A 16008-nucleotide genomic window follows, 5' to 3' on the forward strand; every position below is an offset into this window, starting at 1 on the left:
AAGTATAGATATAATTGAGTATGACTTTGACATAGAGCCCAACAGAGTCGCCGGTCGGATTTTTTATAAAAATAAAAATCCACTAAGCCCCGCCTCCCAGCGACTATCCATAAACACTCAGCCCCGTATACAAAATTAATCTTAGCTCCTCTATCAATCACTACGCACTGTGCGCAGCCAGCCGCTGGCCCCCTCCCCCCTCGCAGCCCATTTTTCGCACCAAGCGCTCAAATTAATGCCGCTTTCCGGTACCAAAACCCTTGCCTCGGGCGGGGCGGGGCGTTTCCCAGATCGGCTCTATGTCCAACGCTACACCGCAGAAGTTTGAGTTTCAGGCCGAGGTCAAGCAGCTCCTCGATATCGTCATCCACTCGCTGTACACGGAGAAGGAGGTCTTCGTCCGCGAGCTGGTTTCCAACGCGTCGGACGCGCTTGAGAAGCTGCGCCACACGCAGATCACGGAGAAGGCGATCTTCGACGAGGGCCTGGAGCTGGAGATCAACGTCACCACCGACGACAAGGCGAAGACGATCACGATCCAGGACTTCGGCATCGGGATGACGCGCGAGGAGCTGGTGGAAAACCTCGGCACGATCGCGCACTCGGGCTCCAAGGCGTTTCTCCAGGCACTCAGCGAGGGCGGCGCCAAGAACAGCAACTTGATCGGCCAGTTCGGCGTCGGGTTTTACTCGGTCTTCATGGCGGCCGAGTCGGTGCGGGTTTACTCGCGTTCCTGGCAGCCCGAGCAGCCGGGGCACGTGTGGACGAGCGATGGCTCGGGCTCCTACGAAATCGCCGAGAGCGAGGGCGAGCGGCGCGGCACCAAGATCGTCATCAAGCTCAAGGAAGATTGCAGCGACTTCGCCCAGGACTGGCGGCTCAAGGAGATATTGGAGCGCTACAGCGCCTTCGTCTCCTTCCCCATCAACCTCAACGGCAAGCGGATCAACACGATCCAGGCGCTGTGGCTGCGCAACAAAAACGAGATCAAGGACGAGGAGTACACCGAGTTCTACAAGTTCCAGGCGCACGCCTACGACGAGCCGCGGCTGCGGCTGCACTTCGCCGCCGATGCGCCGCTGACGATCAACGCGCTGCTCTTCGTGCCAAAGGAGAACACCGAAAAGCTCGGCTTCTCACGACTGGAGCCCAGCGTCGCGCTGTACTGCCGCAAGGTGCTCATCGACGCGCGGCCCGACGGGCTGCTCCCGGAGTGGCTGCGCTTCCTCAAAGGCGTGGTCGATAGCGAAGACCTGCCGCTCAACATCTCGCGCGAGACGATGCAGGACAAGGCGCTCATCGAGAAGCTGGGGCGCGTGATCACCAAGCGCTTTCTGAAGCTCCTCGAAGACGAAGCGAAGAACCGGCCCGAGGCGTACGCGGAGTTTTACGCCGAGTTTGCCCCGTTCCTCAAAGAAGGCGCAGCGATGGATTTCACGCACAAGGAGCAGCTCACCGGCCTGCTGCGTTTCGAGTCGTCGCTCACCGAAGCGGGCAAGACGACCTCGCTCGCCGACTACGTCTCGCGGATGGGCTCCGAGCAAAAGGAGATTTACTACCTCGTGGGCCCCAACCGCGCGGCAATCGAGAGCGGCCCCTACCTCGAAGGCTTCCGCGCGCGAAACCTGGAGGTGCTCTTCTGCTACGAGTCGGTGGACGAGTACGTGATGAACGCACTGCGCGAGTTCGACAGCCGCAAGCTCCTCGCCGCCGACCACGCCGACGTGAAGCTGCCCGACATGCCGCAATCCAGCGAGGGCGCGCTCAGCGCCGACGAGGTTGCCGCGCTCTCCACCTGGCTAAAGGACACGCTGGGCAGCGAGCGGGTCGAGGCAGTCAGCTCCAGCGACCGGCTCGTGGACTCGCCCGTGCTCGCCACGAGCGCCGATAAAATGATGTCGCCCCACATGCGCCGGATCATGAAAGCCATGAAGCAAGGCGAGGCTGATGCCGCCCCCAAGGTAAACCTGGAGATCAACCCGCGCCACAGCGTCATCCAGCACCTGCACGCGCTGCACACCAGCAATCCCGAAAAAGCCCAGCTCGTCGCCGAGCAGCTCCTCGACAATGCGCTCATCAGCGCGGGCCTGCTCGACGACGCCAGTGCGATGGTCGCCCGCCTCAACAAACTCCTCGCCAGCGTAAACTGAGGGGGAGGGGGCCGGTGACTTCTGCCAATTTGCACGCCATTTTTGGCAGCGGGCATCTCACGGAGCCGCAGGCTCTTTTTATTGGCGGGGGGGGGGCAGCCCCCCGCCCCCTTGTCACTAACGCCGGCGCAGCGTCAGTGGAGCTCTCCCTCAGCTGAGGATTTCGTATAGCCCTTGCGTCCAAAGGGAGAGCGAGCATTTTCGCGCAAACGAAAGGAGTACACTCCAATGGTAATCACCGCCCCCGAACCCCATGTCCGTGAGCACGTCTCGGCTCTCCTCGTTGAGGAAGGCATGTCTGCAAGAGACGGGGGACGGAAGCCGACGCTCCAAGTTCCTCTGCAGCTCATTGAGCCGCATGAGCTCACCAAAGATCAGCTACAGGATCGAGCCCGAGCTGTGGAGGCACTGCTACAGTGGCCCAAGAAGTACGTTATTGATCCGCCACTCACCATTGAGGAGATTATCTCCGCAAGGGACGAAGGGCGGAGATGAACGTGGTGATTGATGCCTCTGTTGCAGCGGCGTGGGTAATCCGAGAGGAGAAAAGCCCCTTTAGTACCCAACTGCTGCACGAGGTAACTTCGGGTGAAGTTAACCCCATTACAATTCCTCTGTTCTGGTACGAAGTGAGGAATATCCTCGTTACCAATGATCGACGTGGAAGACTTGGTGGCGGCTCCCCGATCCACATTTTACAGTGGCTGCGTTTACTCAGCATCCAAGTGGTGCCTGACCCTATCGATAGAGCAGTGCTAGAGTTGGCCGAGAGGCATCGGCTCACGGCTTACGATGCGTGCTACCTGGCGTTGGCGATCAGCTCAAAGTCGGACCTCGCCACCAACGACCGGCAGCTTGCACGGGCGGCGCAGGCTTGGGGTTTGCCCCTACGTACTGCACTAAGTGCCGAGCAACTGAAGCTGTAGCGCGAACCCGGAAGAGGGGCCAAAATACAGTCGCCTGCGCAGCGTTTCGCGTTGTGTGCTCGGGAACATGCGAATCGTGATTCTAGGTTCTGGGCGGGGCTCAAATGCCGAGGCGATCTTGCGCACACAAGCGGCGGGCAAGCTAGGGCGAGCACAGGTCGTCCAGATTTTCTCGGATCAGCCCGAGGCGGGGATTCTGGATCTAGGCGCGCGATTTTCGGTGCCTGCGCGCTACCTCGACCCGGCGCCGTTTAAGACCAAGCTCGATGGAGAGGCCGAGCTTCGCTACATCGACGCAATCCGTGCCCCCGCGCCCGATCTGGTCGTCCTCGCGGGCTTCATGCGTGTGATCAAACCGGCCTTTCTGGACGCTTTTGCAGGGAAAATCATCAACCTGCATCCGAGCTTGTTGCCGAGCTTCCCCGGGCTCGACGGGATCGGCCAGGCGTGGCGGCGCGGCGTAAAAGTCACTGGCTGTACCGTTCACTACGTGACGGCTGAGGTCGATGGCGGCCCGATCATCGATCAAGCCGTCGTGCGAATCGAGGAGGGGGACTCACTCGAAACGCTAGCGGAAAAAGTCCACGCAGCCGAACATGCGCTACTGCCCGCCGTGATTGCCCGACTAAGCGAATCTTCACCTTAGCAAGGGAGCCCTCCCCTTCCGCCGGCGGGCCGGCGCGCGCGGGGTTAAACTTGAAAATCTAAAGTGCCCCCCCGCGCGAGCGGGGAAGACCAAGCTGCGTGCGACCTGATTCGCGCGAGCGTATGTGGCAGAAGTCACCGACTTCACTTCACGTCGAACCAGAAGGGCGCGAAACGCTCGGTGCCCGCCTGGTTGACCTGTGCCCAGGCGACGTAGCGGCCGGGATTGGGGATGAGAACGCGAAAGGTGAGCGCCGGCTTATGCGCGTCGGGCGGCACACTCAGGTCGACCTCCTGCGGGTGCAGGTGGGCAAAACCGGTGCGGCCGATATCAAAGGCCACGACATGCGCAAAGGCATCCATGATCGGCTCCAGCGACACAGGGCCGCCGTCGGGCCGCGAGAGCTCCAGCCGCATCGTGATTTGCCGCCGAGCGCGCACTTCGCCTTCGGGCGCGGCCTGCTTTCCCGCCTCAGCCACTGGCCTGAGCTCAAAATCCACGCCGGCGAGCGCGGTATGCCACGAGGGCACTTGCGCGGCGCGGCGGCTCGCTTCGCTGGGCGGCTCGCCCGCGACATCGATCTGCGCCGAGGCGTAGAGGCCCAGCCCGGTGGCCGCCGGAGTGAAGTCCGCGAAAACCCGATACTGGCCGCCGTAGCGCGGCGTGAAACCAAACTGCCACTGCCCGGGTGAGCCCTCAATCGGCTGCGGGTGGACGTGGTGGTAGTCCATCAGATCGGGATCGACGATCATGAGGTGCACGAGCTCGGTGTGCGAGCGCAGCAGGTCGGCGGGTCCGATCGCCTTTCCCGCGTAGGTTTTCAGCGTCAACGTCGCGTAGAGCGGCTGCCCTGCTTGAGGCGCGGCCCCCGGCACCAGCGTCAGGCTGACGGGCGAGCGCACGTTGACGACGGGGAGAAACTGCGGGTTCCCCGGGTCGCACATCTCAAGGGTGTTCTCTCCCTGTACCTGAAAATCCGTGTGGCTCAGGTTCGTGCCGGTGGGCAGCACGCGAAAGCCGATGTAGACTGCCACTGCCACCGCCGTGATCCACCCCACCCGCAAGGCCGGAGCCGAGCCCTGCGGCGCGAGCGCGAGGGGCGGGAGGGGCGCAGCCCCCTTTCCCTTGGCGCGCTCCCGTTGGTCGCAGGTCCCGGGCTTCAGGTTTTCGCTCGCACTCATGGCCGATGCATTTTGGCGACGAAGTCGCGAGGCTCCCATTGCGTGCCATCGGCGCGGTGGATGATGCGGCCATCCTTATCGATCAGCAGCGTGGCGAGCGTGTGGTTGATCAGCGGGCCTTCGAGTTTCACGAGTACGCCGAACTGCGCGAGCAAGTCGCGGATGGCCCGCTCGGGGCCGGTCAGGAAACTGAAATTCGTGTTATCGATGCCGCGCGCCTCGGAGTAAGCGCGGAGGACGCCGGGCGTATCGTACTCGGGGTCGAGCGTGATCGAGATGAGCTCCAGGTCGGAGATCCCCGCCTCGGCCGCGAGGGCCTGCACTTCCATCATCTTCATGGTCGCCGCCGGGCACATGTTGGGCACGGGGCAGCGGGTGTAGATAAAGTTGATCATGACCTGCTTGCCGCGAAAGCGGGCGCTCTGGACGACAGCGCCGCTCTGATCGTAGAGCGTGAAGCCCGGGATCGACTCGCCCACCTCGCGGTAGGCGGAGCGGCCGCGGATCATCGTGTCCTGGCGCAGCGCATCGGCCCCCGCCGAGACGAGCGACTCGCCGAGCGGATCGGCAGGCCAGATGTTGACGAGCCGGTAAGGGCCGTCCTCTCGCGGAAGCAGCTCGGCGCGGATGTGCTGGCCCGCGCGAGCGTTGGCGGCGTCTGCCGCCGAGACGGAAAACTCCATGACCATCTCGGGCATGTAGTCGGGGATTTCCTCATGGTGGACGACGAGGATGCGCGCCTCGGGATCGACGGAGATCACCTCGCCCACGAACGGGTAACGCTCTTCCGCGGACGCGGCACTGGCCGCCGCGTCGCGGGCTTTGTCACCGCAGCCTGCCGCAAGAAAAAGCATCACCGCCGCACTCACAATCGCCCCCCAGAAACGCACACGCCGCCCGAAGAACAGGCGCACGTCAGTAGCCCTCGTAATCATCTCCATGCGCAGAGGGATTGGGCGGGGGAAATAATTGTCAAAGGGTTTGCCGCAACTATCGGAGCACCTTCTATCACGCATCTCTTGCCTTAATGAGTATCCGCCAAACGCACCGCCCGACCACTGGAGAGTCGCAGCCGCAGGCTGTTTTTTTTGGCGCGCGGCCGTTTCCCGAAGCTCCGGCGGGCGGGCCGCCAGCAGCCAGGCCTGCCACGCAAAACGGGAGCAGCGCCAAACGCCCCTCGCCCGTTTACCGTCCGGGGCTGGCGTGGTTTGCGGCGCTGGGCGCGGGCTGGGTCTTCGTGTTGGTCGCCCTCGGCGCGTTTACGACGAGTATCGGCGCGGGGATGATCTTCCCCGACTGGCCCCTGTCGAATGGCTCGATCAACCCCGAGGGCTGGCTCGAAAACGTCGCCATGTTTGCCGAGCACTCGCACCGGCTCAGCGGGATGGCGATGGGGCTGATCACGATCACGCTGGCAGTGTGGCTGTGGCGGCGGGAGCCGCGCCGCTGGCTGCGCGTGGCGGGCTGGTCGGCACTCGGGATCGTGGTGATCCAGGGGCTGATCGGCGGGAAACGCGTGCTGCTCGATTCGCTGGCGGTGCCGGGTTTTGAAATGACCTTTGGGCAGATGCTGCGGATTCCGCACGGGATCCTGGCGCAGGTGTATGTGTGCCTGCTGATCGCAATCGCCGCCGGCCTGTCGCGCGGCTGGGTGGAGCGCACGGCGGCGCGGGCCGCGCCGATGTCGGCGGGCTTGCGGCGCAGCGGTGCGCTGTGCGTGGGGCTGCTGCTCGTGCAGCTCACGGTAGCGGCGGCCATGCGGCACAACCACGCGGGACTGGCGATCCCGACCTTTCCGTATTCGAGCGCCGAGGGCGCGCTGCTGCCCGCACACTGGGACTACCGCGTCGCGCTGCATTTTACGCACCGCGCGCTCGCGGGGCTGCTCGGCGTGGCGCTGCTGTGGTTTGCCGCAAAACTGTGGCGCGAGCGCGGCCCCACGCTCGTGATGCGCTGCGGGGCCTCGCTGATGGTCGCGCTGCTGGTGCTGCAAATCCTGCTCGGCGCGCATGTGATCTGGCAGTTGCGCGAGCCGCACGTCACCACCGGCCACGTCGTGTGTGGCGCGCTGTTGCTGGCGACGACGTTTTGGCTCACCTGCCTCGCCTGGCGCGACGTGATTGAGGCCGGCGGCGAGCAAGCGCAGCGTCTCAACGAAACCGCCCCCCCATCCGCCCCCGCATCATGACGACACTCAACAACGCCGCGAGCGCGCCCCGCGCGACCTTGGGCGACTACCTCGCGCTGACCAAACCACGGCTCAGCCTGATGTCGGTGCTGACGACCCTGATCGGCTACGTCGTCGCGCGCCCGCCGTGGATCCCCCTGGAGTTTTTCTCGCTGATCATCGGCACCTGCCTCGCGGCGGCGGGCGTCGCCGCGCTCAACCAATGGCTGGAAGCCGATACCGATGCGCGGATGCGCCGCACGGCCGCCCGCCCCATCCCCACGGGCAAGGTCGCTCCCGGCTCGGCCTTCGTGCTCGGCGCCGGGCTGTGCACCGCCGCGCTCGCGATCCTCTTCGTCAACATCAACGGCATGGCGGCCATTTTCACGCTGCTGACAATCGCCTCCTACGTGGGCTGGTACACACCGGCGAAGCGGCGCTCGCGCTGGTCTACGGAGATCGGCGCCATCGCCGGTGCCTTCCCGCCCTTGATCGGCTGGGCCGCCGCCGAGGCGGGCATTTCGCCCCTCGGGTGGATCCTGTTCGCGATCCTCGTGTTCTGGCAGATCCCGCACTTTATGGCGATTGCGTGGCTGTACCGGCGCGACTACTCGGCGGTCGAGTTTCCGATGCTGGCCGTGCGCGACGAGAGCGGAAACTGGACGGCGGCCTGGTCGCTGGTAAACGCGGTGCTGCTGCTCGTGGTCAGCCTGCTGCCGTGGAAGCTGGGGCTGGCGAGCGGCTACTACAGTCTCGTAGCGGCGCTCAGCGGATTGTGGTTTCTGTGGCGGGCATTTCGTTTCTTGAGGCCGCCGACCGACACGCCGCCCAACAGCAGCGAGGCGAGCCCGCGCGAAAAGGCCGCCCGCGACCTGTTCGTCGCCTCCCTCCTCTACCTCCCGATCACGCTGATGGCACTGCTGGCAGATCGGATAGTCTATTTCTAGAAGACCACTCACCAGCGCACCCAAGAGACATCCATGCAGGTTAATGACATCCCCGCGCTCAATGCCGTGCTCAACGCAATCGCCACGGTGCTCCTCACGGTCGGGTTTATCGCGATCAAACGCGGCAAGCGCGAGGCACACCGGCGGATCATGATGGGGGCCTGCTCGGTCTCCGCCGTGTTTCTGGTCGGCTACGTGACGCACAAGGTCCTCGTGCACGGCGTGCACACGCCCTTCGGCGGCACGGGCGGCTGGCGCACCTTTTACTATATCATGCTGCTCACCCACGTGGTGCTCGCGATGGCGATCGCCTACCTCGTCCCGCGCACGTTTCTGCTGGCGATTCGCGGCGACTACGCGCGGCACCGCGCCTGGGCACGGTGGACCTTCCCCATCTGGTACTACGTGTCGATCACCGGCGTGCTCGTCTACCTGTTCCTCTACCAATGGTTCTGAAGAACCGCAGCCAAATAAAAGAGCCCGAGGCTCCCACTGCGCGTGGGGCGGTGGCGGGTCGCCACGTGCCATTTAATTTGCGATTTTGCCCGTGCGCTGCGCGCCCGAACAAAATCGCAAATTTAAAGAACTCCTCCAGTCGCGTTGCGACTGGGAAGGGAGCCTGAATCGCGGGTGGAGCGCGTACCCATTTAGGCGCGGCAAAAAAGTTTACGGGTTAAACTCCCACCTGAGCTCCGGTCAGGGAGCTCATTCAACTGTGCGGTTTGCTGCTGTGCGGAACGCACAGCAGCAAACCGCACAGTAAATGGCAGGGGACACCGTCCCCCGCCCCCACGCGCAGTGGAGCCCACCTTCCCCTACTGGACGGAGATGGTGCCCTTCATGCCGACTGCGTAGTGGGCGGGGAAGGTGCACAGGAAGGGGTACTCGCCCGCGGTGTCGAACTTGACGTCGAGCGTGGCCGACTCCTTGGGTCCGAGCATCTTGGTGTGGTAGAGGATCTGGCCTTCGAGCGCAGCGGGGATGTAGTCGTTGTCCTGGGCTGCGGCCGCAGCGACGGAGAAGGCATCCACATCGGTACCGGGCTTCAGGATGACGAGGTTGTGGCCCATCGCGACCTTCGGCATCGTGCCGATGTTGCGCAGGGTGATCTTCGACTGCTCACCGACCTTCAGGGAGATGCTGTTCAGGTTGTACTTCATGGCATCGTTACCCGTGAGCAGGATGCCGTCGGCGCCCTGGGCGGGGGCCGCAGCAGCGGCTTTTGCGGCAGGCGCGGCGTCTTTTTTGCCACAGCCGGCGAGGCAGAGTGCGGCCAGGCTTGCGGCGAAGAGGGGGAGGGAGAGGCGGAGTTTCATAAACAGTGCCGAGCGCTAGCGGCTTTCTGATGTGGGGCAACCTAAAGCGCTCGGCGCGGCCTGCAAAAGCCTGCATCTGATACCCACTAGCAGCCCGCTTAATAGTTGGCCGCGCTCCTATGAAACGGGCCAAGAAAGGCGCTGACTTCGCCAAAACCCTCGCAAACTCTGCTTGCAGCGCAGCGGCCAATTTGTCGGTCTGTTGCCCTTTTTTCCACCGATCATCCCACGATGCCAACGCCTTCGTCTCCCAAGTTTTTAAGAAAGACCGCAGCCGCCGCCCGGGCCTCTTTCGCGATCGCTGGTACACTGCTTTTGGCGGGTTGTAGCCAGATCAATTTCTGGCAGATGGACGGGCACCAGACCTCGATGGTCACTGCCGGCCCGGTCGCCGAATCGCAGCTCCAGGTCTTCTACACCACGGTGTGGGTGACGGCCATCATCTTCGTCGTCGTGGCCTCGGTGCTGGCCTACGCGACGATCAAGTTCAAGGCACGCGACCAGGACGATGAAAACGCCCCGCCACCGCCGCAGAGCCACGGGAATCCGCTCATCGAGCTGTCGCTGATCGGCGTCTCGGTGCTCGCGCTGGTCTTCATCGCCTTCCCCACGCTGCGCGCGATCTGGTTTACCTACGACGTGCCGGAGGAGGAGCGGGAAAACGCCTACGTGATCGACGCCACCGGCTACCAGTGGTGGTTCAAGTTTGACTACCCGCAGGAGCAGATCGACGGCGTGGGCACGCTCAGCGTCGCCAACGAGATGGTGATCCCCGCCGGCCGGCCCGTGCGGATCAACCTGCGCACGGTCGATGTGATCCACTCGTTTTGGGTGCCCAAGCTCGCGGGCAAGGTCGATATGACGCCCAACCGCGGCAACCACATGTGGCTACAGGCCGATGAGCCGGGCTACTTCTGGGGGCAATGCGCGGAGTACTGCGGCGACTCGCACGCGGTGATGCGCTTTCGCGTGATCGCGCTAAGCGAGGAGGATTTTGCCGACTGGGTGGCGCGCACCAAGCAGCCCGCGCGCACCGTCACTGCCGCGACTGCCGATCCCGCGCGCGCCGAGAAGCCGCGCGTCCAGTTCGCCTCCTTCAAGCGCAACGAGTACGGCTTTAGCGACAAGTGGGATCCGCGCTCGAAGGTCTCGCCGCTCGACAACTGGCGCCAACAGCAGTTTCCCGTCGCCAACGAGGACGCCGCGCTGATCGCGCAGGGCCGCAAGCTCTTCCAGACCAAGACCTGCATCGCCTGCCACACCGTGCGCGGGCACGAGGGCATGGGCATCACTGGCCCCGAGCTCACCCACGTGGGCTCGCAGACGACCATCGCCGCCGGCCTCCTCGAAAACACGGCCGAGCAGCTCGCCCGCTGGATCATGCACCCCGAGCTCGTGAAGCCCGGGAACAAGATGTACACCACTGGCTACATCCCCAGCGAGATCACGGTAAACCAGGAGGAAGCCCTCGCGCTGGTTGCCTACCTGCAAAGCCTGAAGTAGTTTTTTTGCCCAAGAGCGACTGACTGACTCTCCGACCAGAATCACTTTAGACAAAGAGGGACACTCGACTGCGGCGCACGCGATCCCCCAAAGCGCCTGAAGCCACACAAGCCCCCCCAGAACCCGACGATCAATGGACACTACGGTAACCACAGCTCACTTCACCGGCGCGCACGCAGCAGAAGAACCCCAGGTCGCCCCCGCACGCGCCAGCGCGTTTTGGCGGCCTACGGCCAAGACGGGCCTCGTTAGTTGGTTGACCACAGTTGACCACAAGCGGATCGGCACGCTCTACGCCATCTTTGCGCTGTTCTTCTTCCTCGTCGGCGGCGTGGAGGCGCTGCTCATCCGCCTGCAACTGGCCGTCCCCAACAACGACCTGCTGAGCGCCGAACAGTACAACACGCTGTTCACGATGCACGGGACGACGATGATCTTCCTGGCGATCATGCCGCTGTCCTCGGCGTTCTTTAACTACATCATGCCGCTGCAAATCGGCGCGCGCGACGTGGCCTTCCCGCGGCTCAACGCCTTCGCCCTGTGGACCTTTCTCGCCGGCGCGATCATCATCAACATCGGCTGGTTCATCCCCGCGGGCCCGCCCGACGGGAGCTGGGTCGGCTACGCCCCGCTCACCACGCGCGCCTTCAATCCCGACCAGTCCATCGACATGTGGGTCATGGGCCTGCAGATCCTCGGCGTCTCCTCCATCGCGGGCTCGCTCAACTTCATCGTCACGATCATCAACATGCGCGCCCCGGGGATGACGATGATGCGCATGCCCGTCTTCTCGTGGATGACGCTGATCACCGCCTTCCTGATCATCCTTTCCTTCCCCGCGATCACCATCGCACTGGTCGAGCTGATGATGGACCGGATGTTCGGGACGAACTTTTTTGAAATCTCGCAGGGTGGCCTGCCGATCCTCTGGCAGCACCTGTTCTGGATCTTCGGCCACCCCGAGGTCTACATCCTCATCCTGCCCGCGATGGGCATCGTCTCGGAGATCTTGCCCTGCTTCGCACGCAAGCCGCTGTTCGGCTACGCCATCGTGGTCTTCTCCGGCGCGACCATCGGCTTCCTCGGCTTTGCCGTGTGGAGCCACCACATGTTTACGACCGGCCTGGGCACGGTCGCCACGGCGGCCTTCTCGCTGGCGACGATGGCCATCGCCGTCCCCACCGGCGTAAAAATCTTTAACTGGATCGGCACGATCTGGGGCGGCCACCTCAAGATGACCACGCCCATGATGTTCGCGCTGGGCTTCATCTGGATGTTCATGATGGGCGGCTTTTCGGGGATCATGCACTCCGCCGCGCCCGCCGACGCGCAGCAGCACGACAGCTACTTCGTCATCGCGCACTTCCACTACGTGCTGATCGGCGGCGCGCTCTTCGCGCTGCTCGCCGGCATCCACTACTGGTTCCCGCTGGCCTTCGGGCGCAAGGTGGACGAGTTCTGGGGCAAGCTCTCGTTCTGGATCATCTTCATCGGGTTTAACGTGACGTTCTTCCCGATGCACTTCCTCGGCCTCAACGGCATGCCGCGGCGCACCTTCACCTACGACGGCAACCTCGGCTGGAATGAGCCCAACCTCATCGCCACCATCGGTGCGCTCATCCTCGGCGTCGGCATCGCGATCTACTTCACCGTCATGGTCTACACCTACTTCAAGGGGCAAAAGACCAAGCGCGATCCGTGGGACGGCCGCACGCTCGAATGGTCGATCCCCAACCCGCCGCCGGAGTACAACTTCGCCGTGACGCCCACCGTGCACGCCCGCGACGCCTTCTGGTACGAGAAGCAAAACAAGGAGGAAATCGCCAAAGAGCACGCGCAGCACCACGCCGAAGAAGAGGCGCACGGCGGCATCCACATGCCCTTCAAGTCGATCTACCCGCTGGTCACCAGTCTGGGGATGCTCGTCATGGGCATCGGCGCCGCCGTCCTCCCTGTCGAAGCGGGCCCGACCACGCGGATCACGGTTTCCGTCATCGGCATCCTGCTCCTTATCGGCGGCATCTTCATGTGGGCACACGAAGGCCAGGAGGGCTACCACATCCACCCCGACGAGGAGGAAGTCTGAGGCCGCCCCACGCCTCCACGCAGCCGCCAGCCACGCCCACCTCCCCCCTCCACCGCACGACCAACCACGCGCGCCACACAAGCCGCAGCCCCATTTACCGACACCATGAGTAGTGCCTCGACCACTATCGATCATCACCACGATCACAGCACCGCCACCGGCATCCCCAACAAGAAGCTCATGATGTGGGCCTTCCTGGCCTCGGACTGCATGTTCTTCGGCTGCCTGATCGCCACGCACCTGATCTACCGCCTGCACCCGCCGCCGGATGCGATGGAGCCGCGCTCGATCTTCTCGATCGAGCTGACCTCCTTCTCGACCTTCATCCTGCTGATGTCCTCGCTGATGATGGCACTCGCGGTAAACGCCATCCAGAAGAACAACCTCAAGAGCATGCGCGCGTCGCTGCTCACGACGGTCTTCTTCGGCGTGATCTTCCTCGGCTGCCAGGTCTACGAGTTCCAGCACTTCGTCCACGAAAAAGGCCTCACGATCACCAACAGCATCCTCGGCACGACCTTCTTCACGCTCACCGGCACGCACGGGATCCACGTGGCGATCGGCATCTTCTGGCTGATCCTGATGTACGTGCGCTCGTTTCAGCCGCGCGACACCGCAGCCGATCGCGGCTGGTTCTGGCGCGCGCTGCTGCACATCGCCGCCATGATCGGTGTGTGCCTGTGCGCGATGCTCTTTGTCGTCGAGCTCAGCCACAGCCTGATCGCCGGTGACGGGCTCGGGACCGCCCTCGCCCACACCTCCGGCTGGCTGCTCGGCTTCGTCATCGCAGGCGGCCTGGCGCTCAACCTCGCGCGCCCGCGCAGCGCGGTAGACTTCGGCGAGGCCAACGCCATTGATGTCGAGTCGATGGGCCTGTACTGGCACTTCGTAGACATCGTGTGGATCGTGATCTTCACCGCCGTCTACCTCCTCGAATACCTCTGAGGTACGACGGCCCGCGCGCGCCAAAACGCGCCCACCACCACCACGCCCACTCTCTACCGCGCACTCCCCTCACCTTTCCCAGACGCACATGAGCACACCGCACGCGCCGCACTCCGCCTCCGAGGCAGTCGCCCAAGCCGACGCCCCCCACCACGGCGACGACAACAAATTCCAGATCTACGTGAAGATCGCCATGCTCCTGGCGGTCATCACCGGCATCGAGATCGTCGTCATCTTCTTCCCCTTCGCGAAGTGGGTGATCGTCACGATCCTCGCCGCCCTCTCGCTCGTGAAGTTCCTCTACGTCATCTTCTACTTCATGCACCTGCGCTGGGATAAGGCATTTTGCACCGTGCTCTTCTTCATCGGCATGATCATGGCCGGCGGCACACTCTGGGCGCTGATCGCGATTTTCGGCAGCCACGACAGCATCCCGCTGACCTCGCTGCCACAGTAGGGCGGAGCAAGTGTCGGAGTTCGCAGATGTGTTCATCGTCCGCCAAGGCTGAGTCCGACTCCAGAGAGGATAGAGAGAGTAACCCGACGAGGCTCCAGCGAGAGCCTCGCAAAGTAAAAGGGGCGAAGACCCCATGATCGACTGGAGCCACTGGCATAACGAACCGTACCTGATCGGCGGGCTCGTTTTCCTGGGCTGGCTGTACGCCATCACCACCGGCCCGCTGCGCGCGCGGCTCGCCCCGCGCGGCGAAGGGGAGCCCTACCCGCGCGCCCACGCCATCAAGTTCTACGCGGCGCTCATCCTCTTCTACCTGGCCGTAGGCTCGCCGCTCGACCAGATCGGCGAGCGCTTCCTGTTCAGCGCGCACATGTTGCAGCACCAGCTCCTGATCTATCCGGTGCCGATCCTGTTTCTGCTCGGGCTGCCCGTGTGGCTCGTGGATCCGCTGCTTGAGCGCCCACTCATGCGCCGCGTGGCCCGCCTGCTCTTCAACCCCATCGTCTGCGGGCTCACCTATACGATTGTCATCAGCGTGTGGCACGCGCCGATCCTCTACGGCTGGGCGCTGCGCGATAAGGTCGTGCACGTCATCGAGCACCTCATGTTCTTCGCCTCCGCGCTGCTGTTCTGGTGGCCGCAGCTCAGCCCCTCGCAAGTCGTCGTCCCACGCTCACGCTACCCCGTGCAAATCCTCTACCACCTCGGCGTGCTCATCGGGATGATGCCCGTCTACGCCTACGTCACCTTCTCCAAGGAAATCCTGTACCCGACCTATGCCTTTGCCCCGCGTATCATCCCCAGCTTCGACCCCGCCCAGGACCAACTCCTCGCAGGCACCATGATGCAACTCGTCTCCGCCATGGTCGCCGTAGCCGCAGGCGGCGTCGCCTTCTACAAGTGGTACCAAAAGGAAGAATCATAAATCCACTGCCCTGCGCGGGCGGCGGGGGACGGTGTCCCCTGCCATTTACTGTGCGGTTGGCCTGGCGGGCGAAACGCCCGCCAGGCCAACCGCACAGTAGAAAGGGCCCGACCATTAATCGGTGATTTACCGGTAAATCGTTTCACCTCACCCAAATGGGTATGCGCTTCATCCGCGTTTGAGGCCTCATTCCCTGTCGTGAAACGACAGGGGGATGACCCGTTAAATTTGCGATTTTGTTCGGGCGCGCAGCGCACGGGCAAAATCGCAAATTTAATGGCACGTGGCGCCACGCCACCGCCGCCCGCGCAGGGCTGGTCTCGAGGACTTGCGGCAGCGGCGGCGGCGGCGGAGGAGGTACAGGCCGATGCCTGCTGCGCCGAGGAGGGCGCCGTAGGTGGTGGGTTCGGGGACGGCGCCGAAGGGGGTTATCTGGATGTAGGTGTTGTCGTAGGCCTTCCAGGTCGTGACGTAGTCTTGATAGCCTTCGAAGATGATTTGCGGGAGGATCGCGGAGTTGAAACTCTGCCTGCGTACGAGCAGGATGTCTTCGTACTCGTACCAGTTGCGGATGAAGAGCTGCGCGTCGGGGCTGCTGAAGGTCAGCATATCGATCCACAGGATGTTGGCCCGGCCCACCTCGCCGCCGACCCAGTTGATCGTGCCGCGATTTTCGATGTGCAGGTTGGCTAGGCTCAGCTTGGTGTTGCCGCCCATCTGGAGGATCGCCTGCGCGCCGCCGTACTCGGGGCCGCGCGG

General features: G+C 63.6%; 15 protein-coding genes. 11 read left to right on the plus strand and 4 right to left on the minus strand.

Annotation, left to right across the window (positions count from 1 at the left end; genetic code table 11):
- Window positions 1-299 precede the first annotated feature (299 nt).
- From htpG to purN, 3 genes are all read left to right on the plus strand, one after another.
- Window positions 300-2150 (plus strand): molecular chaperone HtpG, encoded by a 1851-nt coding sequence (gene htpG / locus AXK11_RS08235; protein WP_068631139.1) that lies wholly within the window; start codon window positions 300-302, stop codon window positions 2148-2150.
- A 491-nt stretch (window positions 2151-2641) separates the two neighbouring features.
- Window positions 2642-3076 carry a type II toxin-antitoxin system VapC family toxin gene (locus AXK11_RS08245; protein ID WP_068631143.1) on the plus strand — a complete coding sequence of 145 codons (435 nt, stop codon included), beginning with the start codon at window positions 2642-2644 and terminating at the stop codon, window positions 3074-3076.
- A gap of 67 nt (window positions 3077-3143) precedes the next feature.
- Window positions 3144-3722 (plus strand): phosphoribosylglycinamide formyltransferase, encoded by a 579-nt coding sequence (purN, locus tag AXK11_RS08250; protein WP_068631163.1) that lies wholly within the window; start codon window positions 3144-3146, stop codon window positions 3720-3722.
- Window positions 3723-3865: 143 nt separating this feature from the next.
- Here the strand turns inward: purN and AXK11_RS08255 are convergent, their stop codons facing one another.
- The gene (locus AXK11_RS08255) at window positions 3866-4903 is read right to left on the minus strand and encodes a DUF8832 domain-containing protein (RefSeq protein ID WP_068631145.1); all 1038 of its coding nucleotides are present in this window, start codon (window positions 4901-4903) and stop codon (window positions 3866-3868) included.
- Window positions 4900-5844, minus strand: a complete 945-nt coding sequence (locus AXK11_RS08260; protein ID WP_231865811.1) for an SCO family protein — start codon at window positions 5842-5844, stop codon at window positions 4900-4902. Before AXK11_RS08260 ends, AXK11_RS08255 begins: the two co-directional genes overlap by 4 nt.
- An 86-nt stretch (window positions 5845-5930) precedes the next feature.
- On the opposite strand from AXK11_RS08260, the gene AXK11_RS08265 reads away from it, so the two are divergent.
- From AXK11_RS08265 to AXK11_RS08275, 3 genes are read left to right on the plus strand one after another with little or no spacing between them, the layout of a single operon-like run.
- Window positions 5931-7091 carry a COX15/CtaA family protein gene (locus tag AXK11_RS08265; protein WP_068631147.1) on the plus strand — a complete coding sequence of 387 codons (1161 nt, stop codon included), beginning with the start codon at window positions 5931-5933 and terminating at the stop codon, window positions 7089-7091.
- Window positions 7088-8017, plus strand: coding sequence for a heme o synthase (cyoE, locus tag AXK11_RS08270; protein WP_068631148.1), 930 nt, complete (start codon window positions 7088-7090; stop codon window positions 8015-8017). Before AXK11_RS08265 ends, cyoE begins: the two co-directional genes overlap by 4 nt.
- Before the next feature lie 33 nt (window positions 8018-8050).
- The gene (locus tag AXK11_RS08275) at window positions 8051-8473 is read left to right on the plus strand and encodes a DUF420 domain-containing protein (RefSeq protein WP_068631150.1); all 423 of its coding nucleotides are present in this window, start codon (window positions 8051-8053) and stop codon (window positions 8471-8473) included.
- 359 nt (window positions 8474-8832) lie between these two features.
- Here the strand turns inward: AXK11_RS08275 and AXK11_RS08280 are convergent, their stop codons facing one another.
- Complete coding sequence (locus AXK11_RS08280; protein ID WP_068631152.1) at window positions 8833-9333, minus strand: plastocyanin/azurin family copper-binding protein; 501 nt, start codon at window positions 9331-9333, stop codon at window positions 8833-8835.
- A gap of 231 nt (window positions 9334-9564) precedes the next feature.
- On the opposite strand from AXK11_RS08280, the gene coxB reads away from it, so the two are divergent.
- The 5 genes from coxB (at window position 9565) to AXK11_RS08305 (ending at window position 15249) form a co-directional block, all read left to right on the plus strand.
- The gene (coxB, locus tag AXK11_RS08285; protein ID WP_068631154.1) at window positions 9565-10836 is read left to right on the plus strand and encodes a cytochrome c oxidase subunit II; all 1272 of its coding nucleotides are present in this window, start codon (window positions 9565-9567) and stop codon (window positions 10834-10836) included.
- Window positions 10837-10969: 133 nt separating this feature from the next.
- Complete coding sequence (gene ctaD / locus AXK11_RS08290) at window positions 10970-12922, plus strand: cytochrome c oxidase subunit I (protein WP_068631155.1); 1953 nt, start codon at window positions 10970-10972, stop codon at window positions 12920-12922.
- A gap of 105 nt (window positions 12923-13027) precedes the next feature.
- A complete protein-coding gene (locus AXK11_RS08295; protein WP_068631157.1) occupies window positions 13028-13867 on the plus strand; it encodes a cytochrome c oxidase subunit 3 in 840 nt (279 codons plus the stop codon).
- Between the two features lie 88 nt (window positions 13868-13955).
- Window positions 13956-14324 (plus strand): cytochrome C oxidase subunit IV family protein, encoded by a 369-nt coding sequence (locus AXK11_RS08300; protein ID WP_068631159.1) that lies wholly within the window; start codon window positions 13956-13958, stop codon window positions 14322-14324.
- 133 nt (window positions 14325-14457) lie between these two features.
- Complete coding sequence (locus tag AXK11_RS08305; RefSeq protein ID WP_068631161.1) at window positions 14458-15249, plus strand: cytochrome c oxidase assembly protein; 792 nt, start codon at window positions 14458-14460, stop codon at window positions 15247-15249.
- A gap of 273 nt (window positions 15250-15522) precedes the next feature.
- On the opposite strand, the gene AXK11_RS08310 is transcribed toward AXK11_RS08305, so the two are convergent.
- Window positions 15523-16008, minus strand: a 486-nt coding sequence (locus AXK11_RS08310) for a PEP-CTERM sorting domain-containing protein (protein ID WP_156469282.1), incomplete at its 5' end; no start/stop codon positions are given.

It is taken from the genome of Cephaloticoccus primus (genome assembly GCF_001580015.1).
Lineage (GTDB): Bacteria > Verrucomicrobiota > Verrucomicrobiia > Opitutales > Opitutaceae > Cephaloticoccus > Cephaloticoccus primus.

Bases quoted from the DNA above. Each gene is read 5' to 3' on its own strand.
- htpG (WP_068631139.1), top strand. From the start codon at position 300: ATGTCCAACGCTACACCGCAGAAGTTTGAGTTTCAGGCCGAGGTCAAG.
- AXK11_RS08245 (WP_068631143.1), top strand. From the start codon at position 2,642: ATGAACGTGGTGATTGATGCCTCTGTTGCAGCGGCGTGGGTAATCCGA.
- purN (WP_068631163.1), top strand. From the start codon at position 3,144: ATGCGAATCGTGATTCTAGGTTCTGGGCGGGGCTCAAATGCCGAGGCG.
- AXK11_RS08255 (WP_068631145.1), bottom strand. From the start codon at position 4,903: ATGAGTGCGAGCGAAAACCTGAAGCCCGGGACCTGCGACCAACGGGAG.
- AXK11_RS08260 (WP_231865811.1), bottom strand. From the start codon at position 5,844: ATGGAGATGATTACGAGGGCTACTGACGTGCGCCTGTTCTTCGGGCGG.
- AXK11_RS08265 (WP_068631147.1), top strand. From the start codon at position 5,931: ATGAGTATCCGCCAAACGCACCGCCCGACCACTGGAGAGTCGCAGCCG.
- cyoE (WP_068631148.1), top strand. From the start codon at position 7,088: ATGACGACACTCAACAACGCCGCGAGCGCGCCCCGCGCGACCTTGGGC.
- AXK11_RS08275 (WP_068631150.1), top strand. From the start codon at position 8,051: ATGCAGGTTAATGACATCCCCGCGCTCAATGCCGTGCTCAACGCAATC.
- AXK11_RS08280 (WP_068631152.1), bottom strand. From the start codon at position 9,333: ATGAAACTCCGCCTCTCCCTCCCCCTCTTCGCCGCAAGCCTGGCCGCA.
- coxB (WP_068631154.1), top strand. From the start codon at position 9,565: ATGCCAACGCCTTCGTCTCCCAAGTTTTTAAGAAAGACCGCAGCCGCC.
- ctaD (WP_068631155.1), top strand. From the start codon at position 10,970: ATGGACACTACGGTAACCACAGCTCACTTCACCGGCGCGCACGCAGCA.
- AXK11_RS08295 (WP_068631157.1), top strand. From the start codon at position 13,028: ATGAGTAGTGCCTCGACCACTATCGATCATCACCACGATCACAGCACC.
- AXK11_RS08300 (WP_068631159.1), top strand. From the start codon at position 13,956: ATGAGCACACCGCACGCGCCGCACTCCGCCTCCGAGGCAGTCGCCCAA.
- AXK11_RS08305 (WP_068631161.1), top strand. From the start codon at position 14,458: ATGATCGACTGGAGCCACTGGCATAACGAACCGTACCTGATCGGCGGG.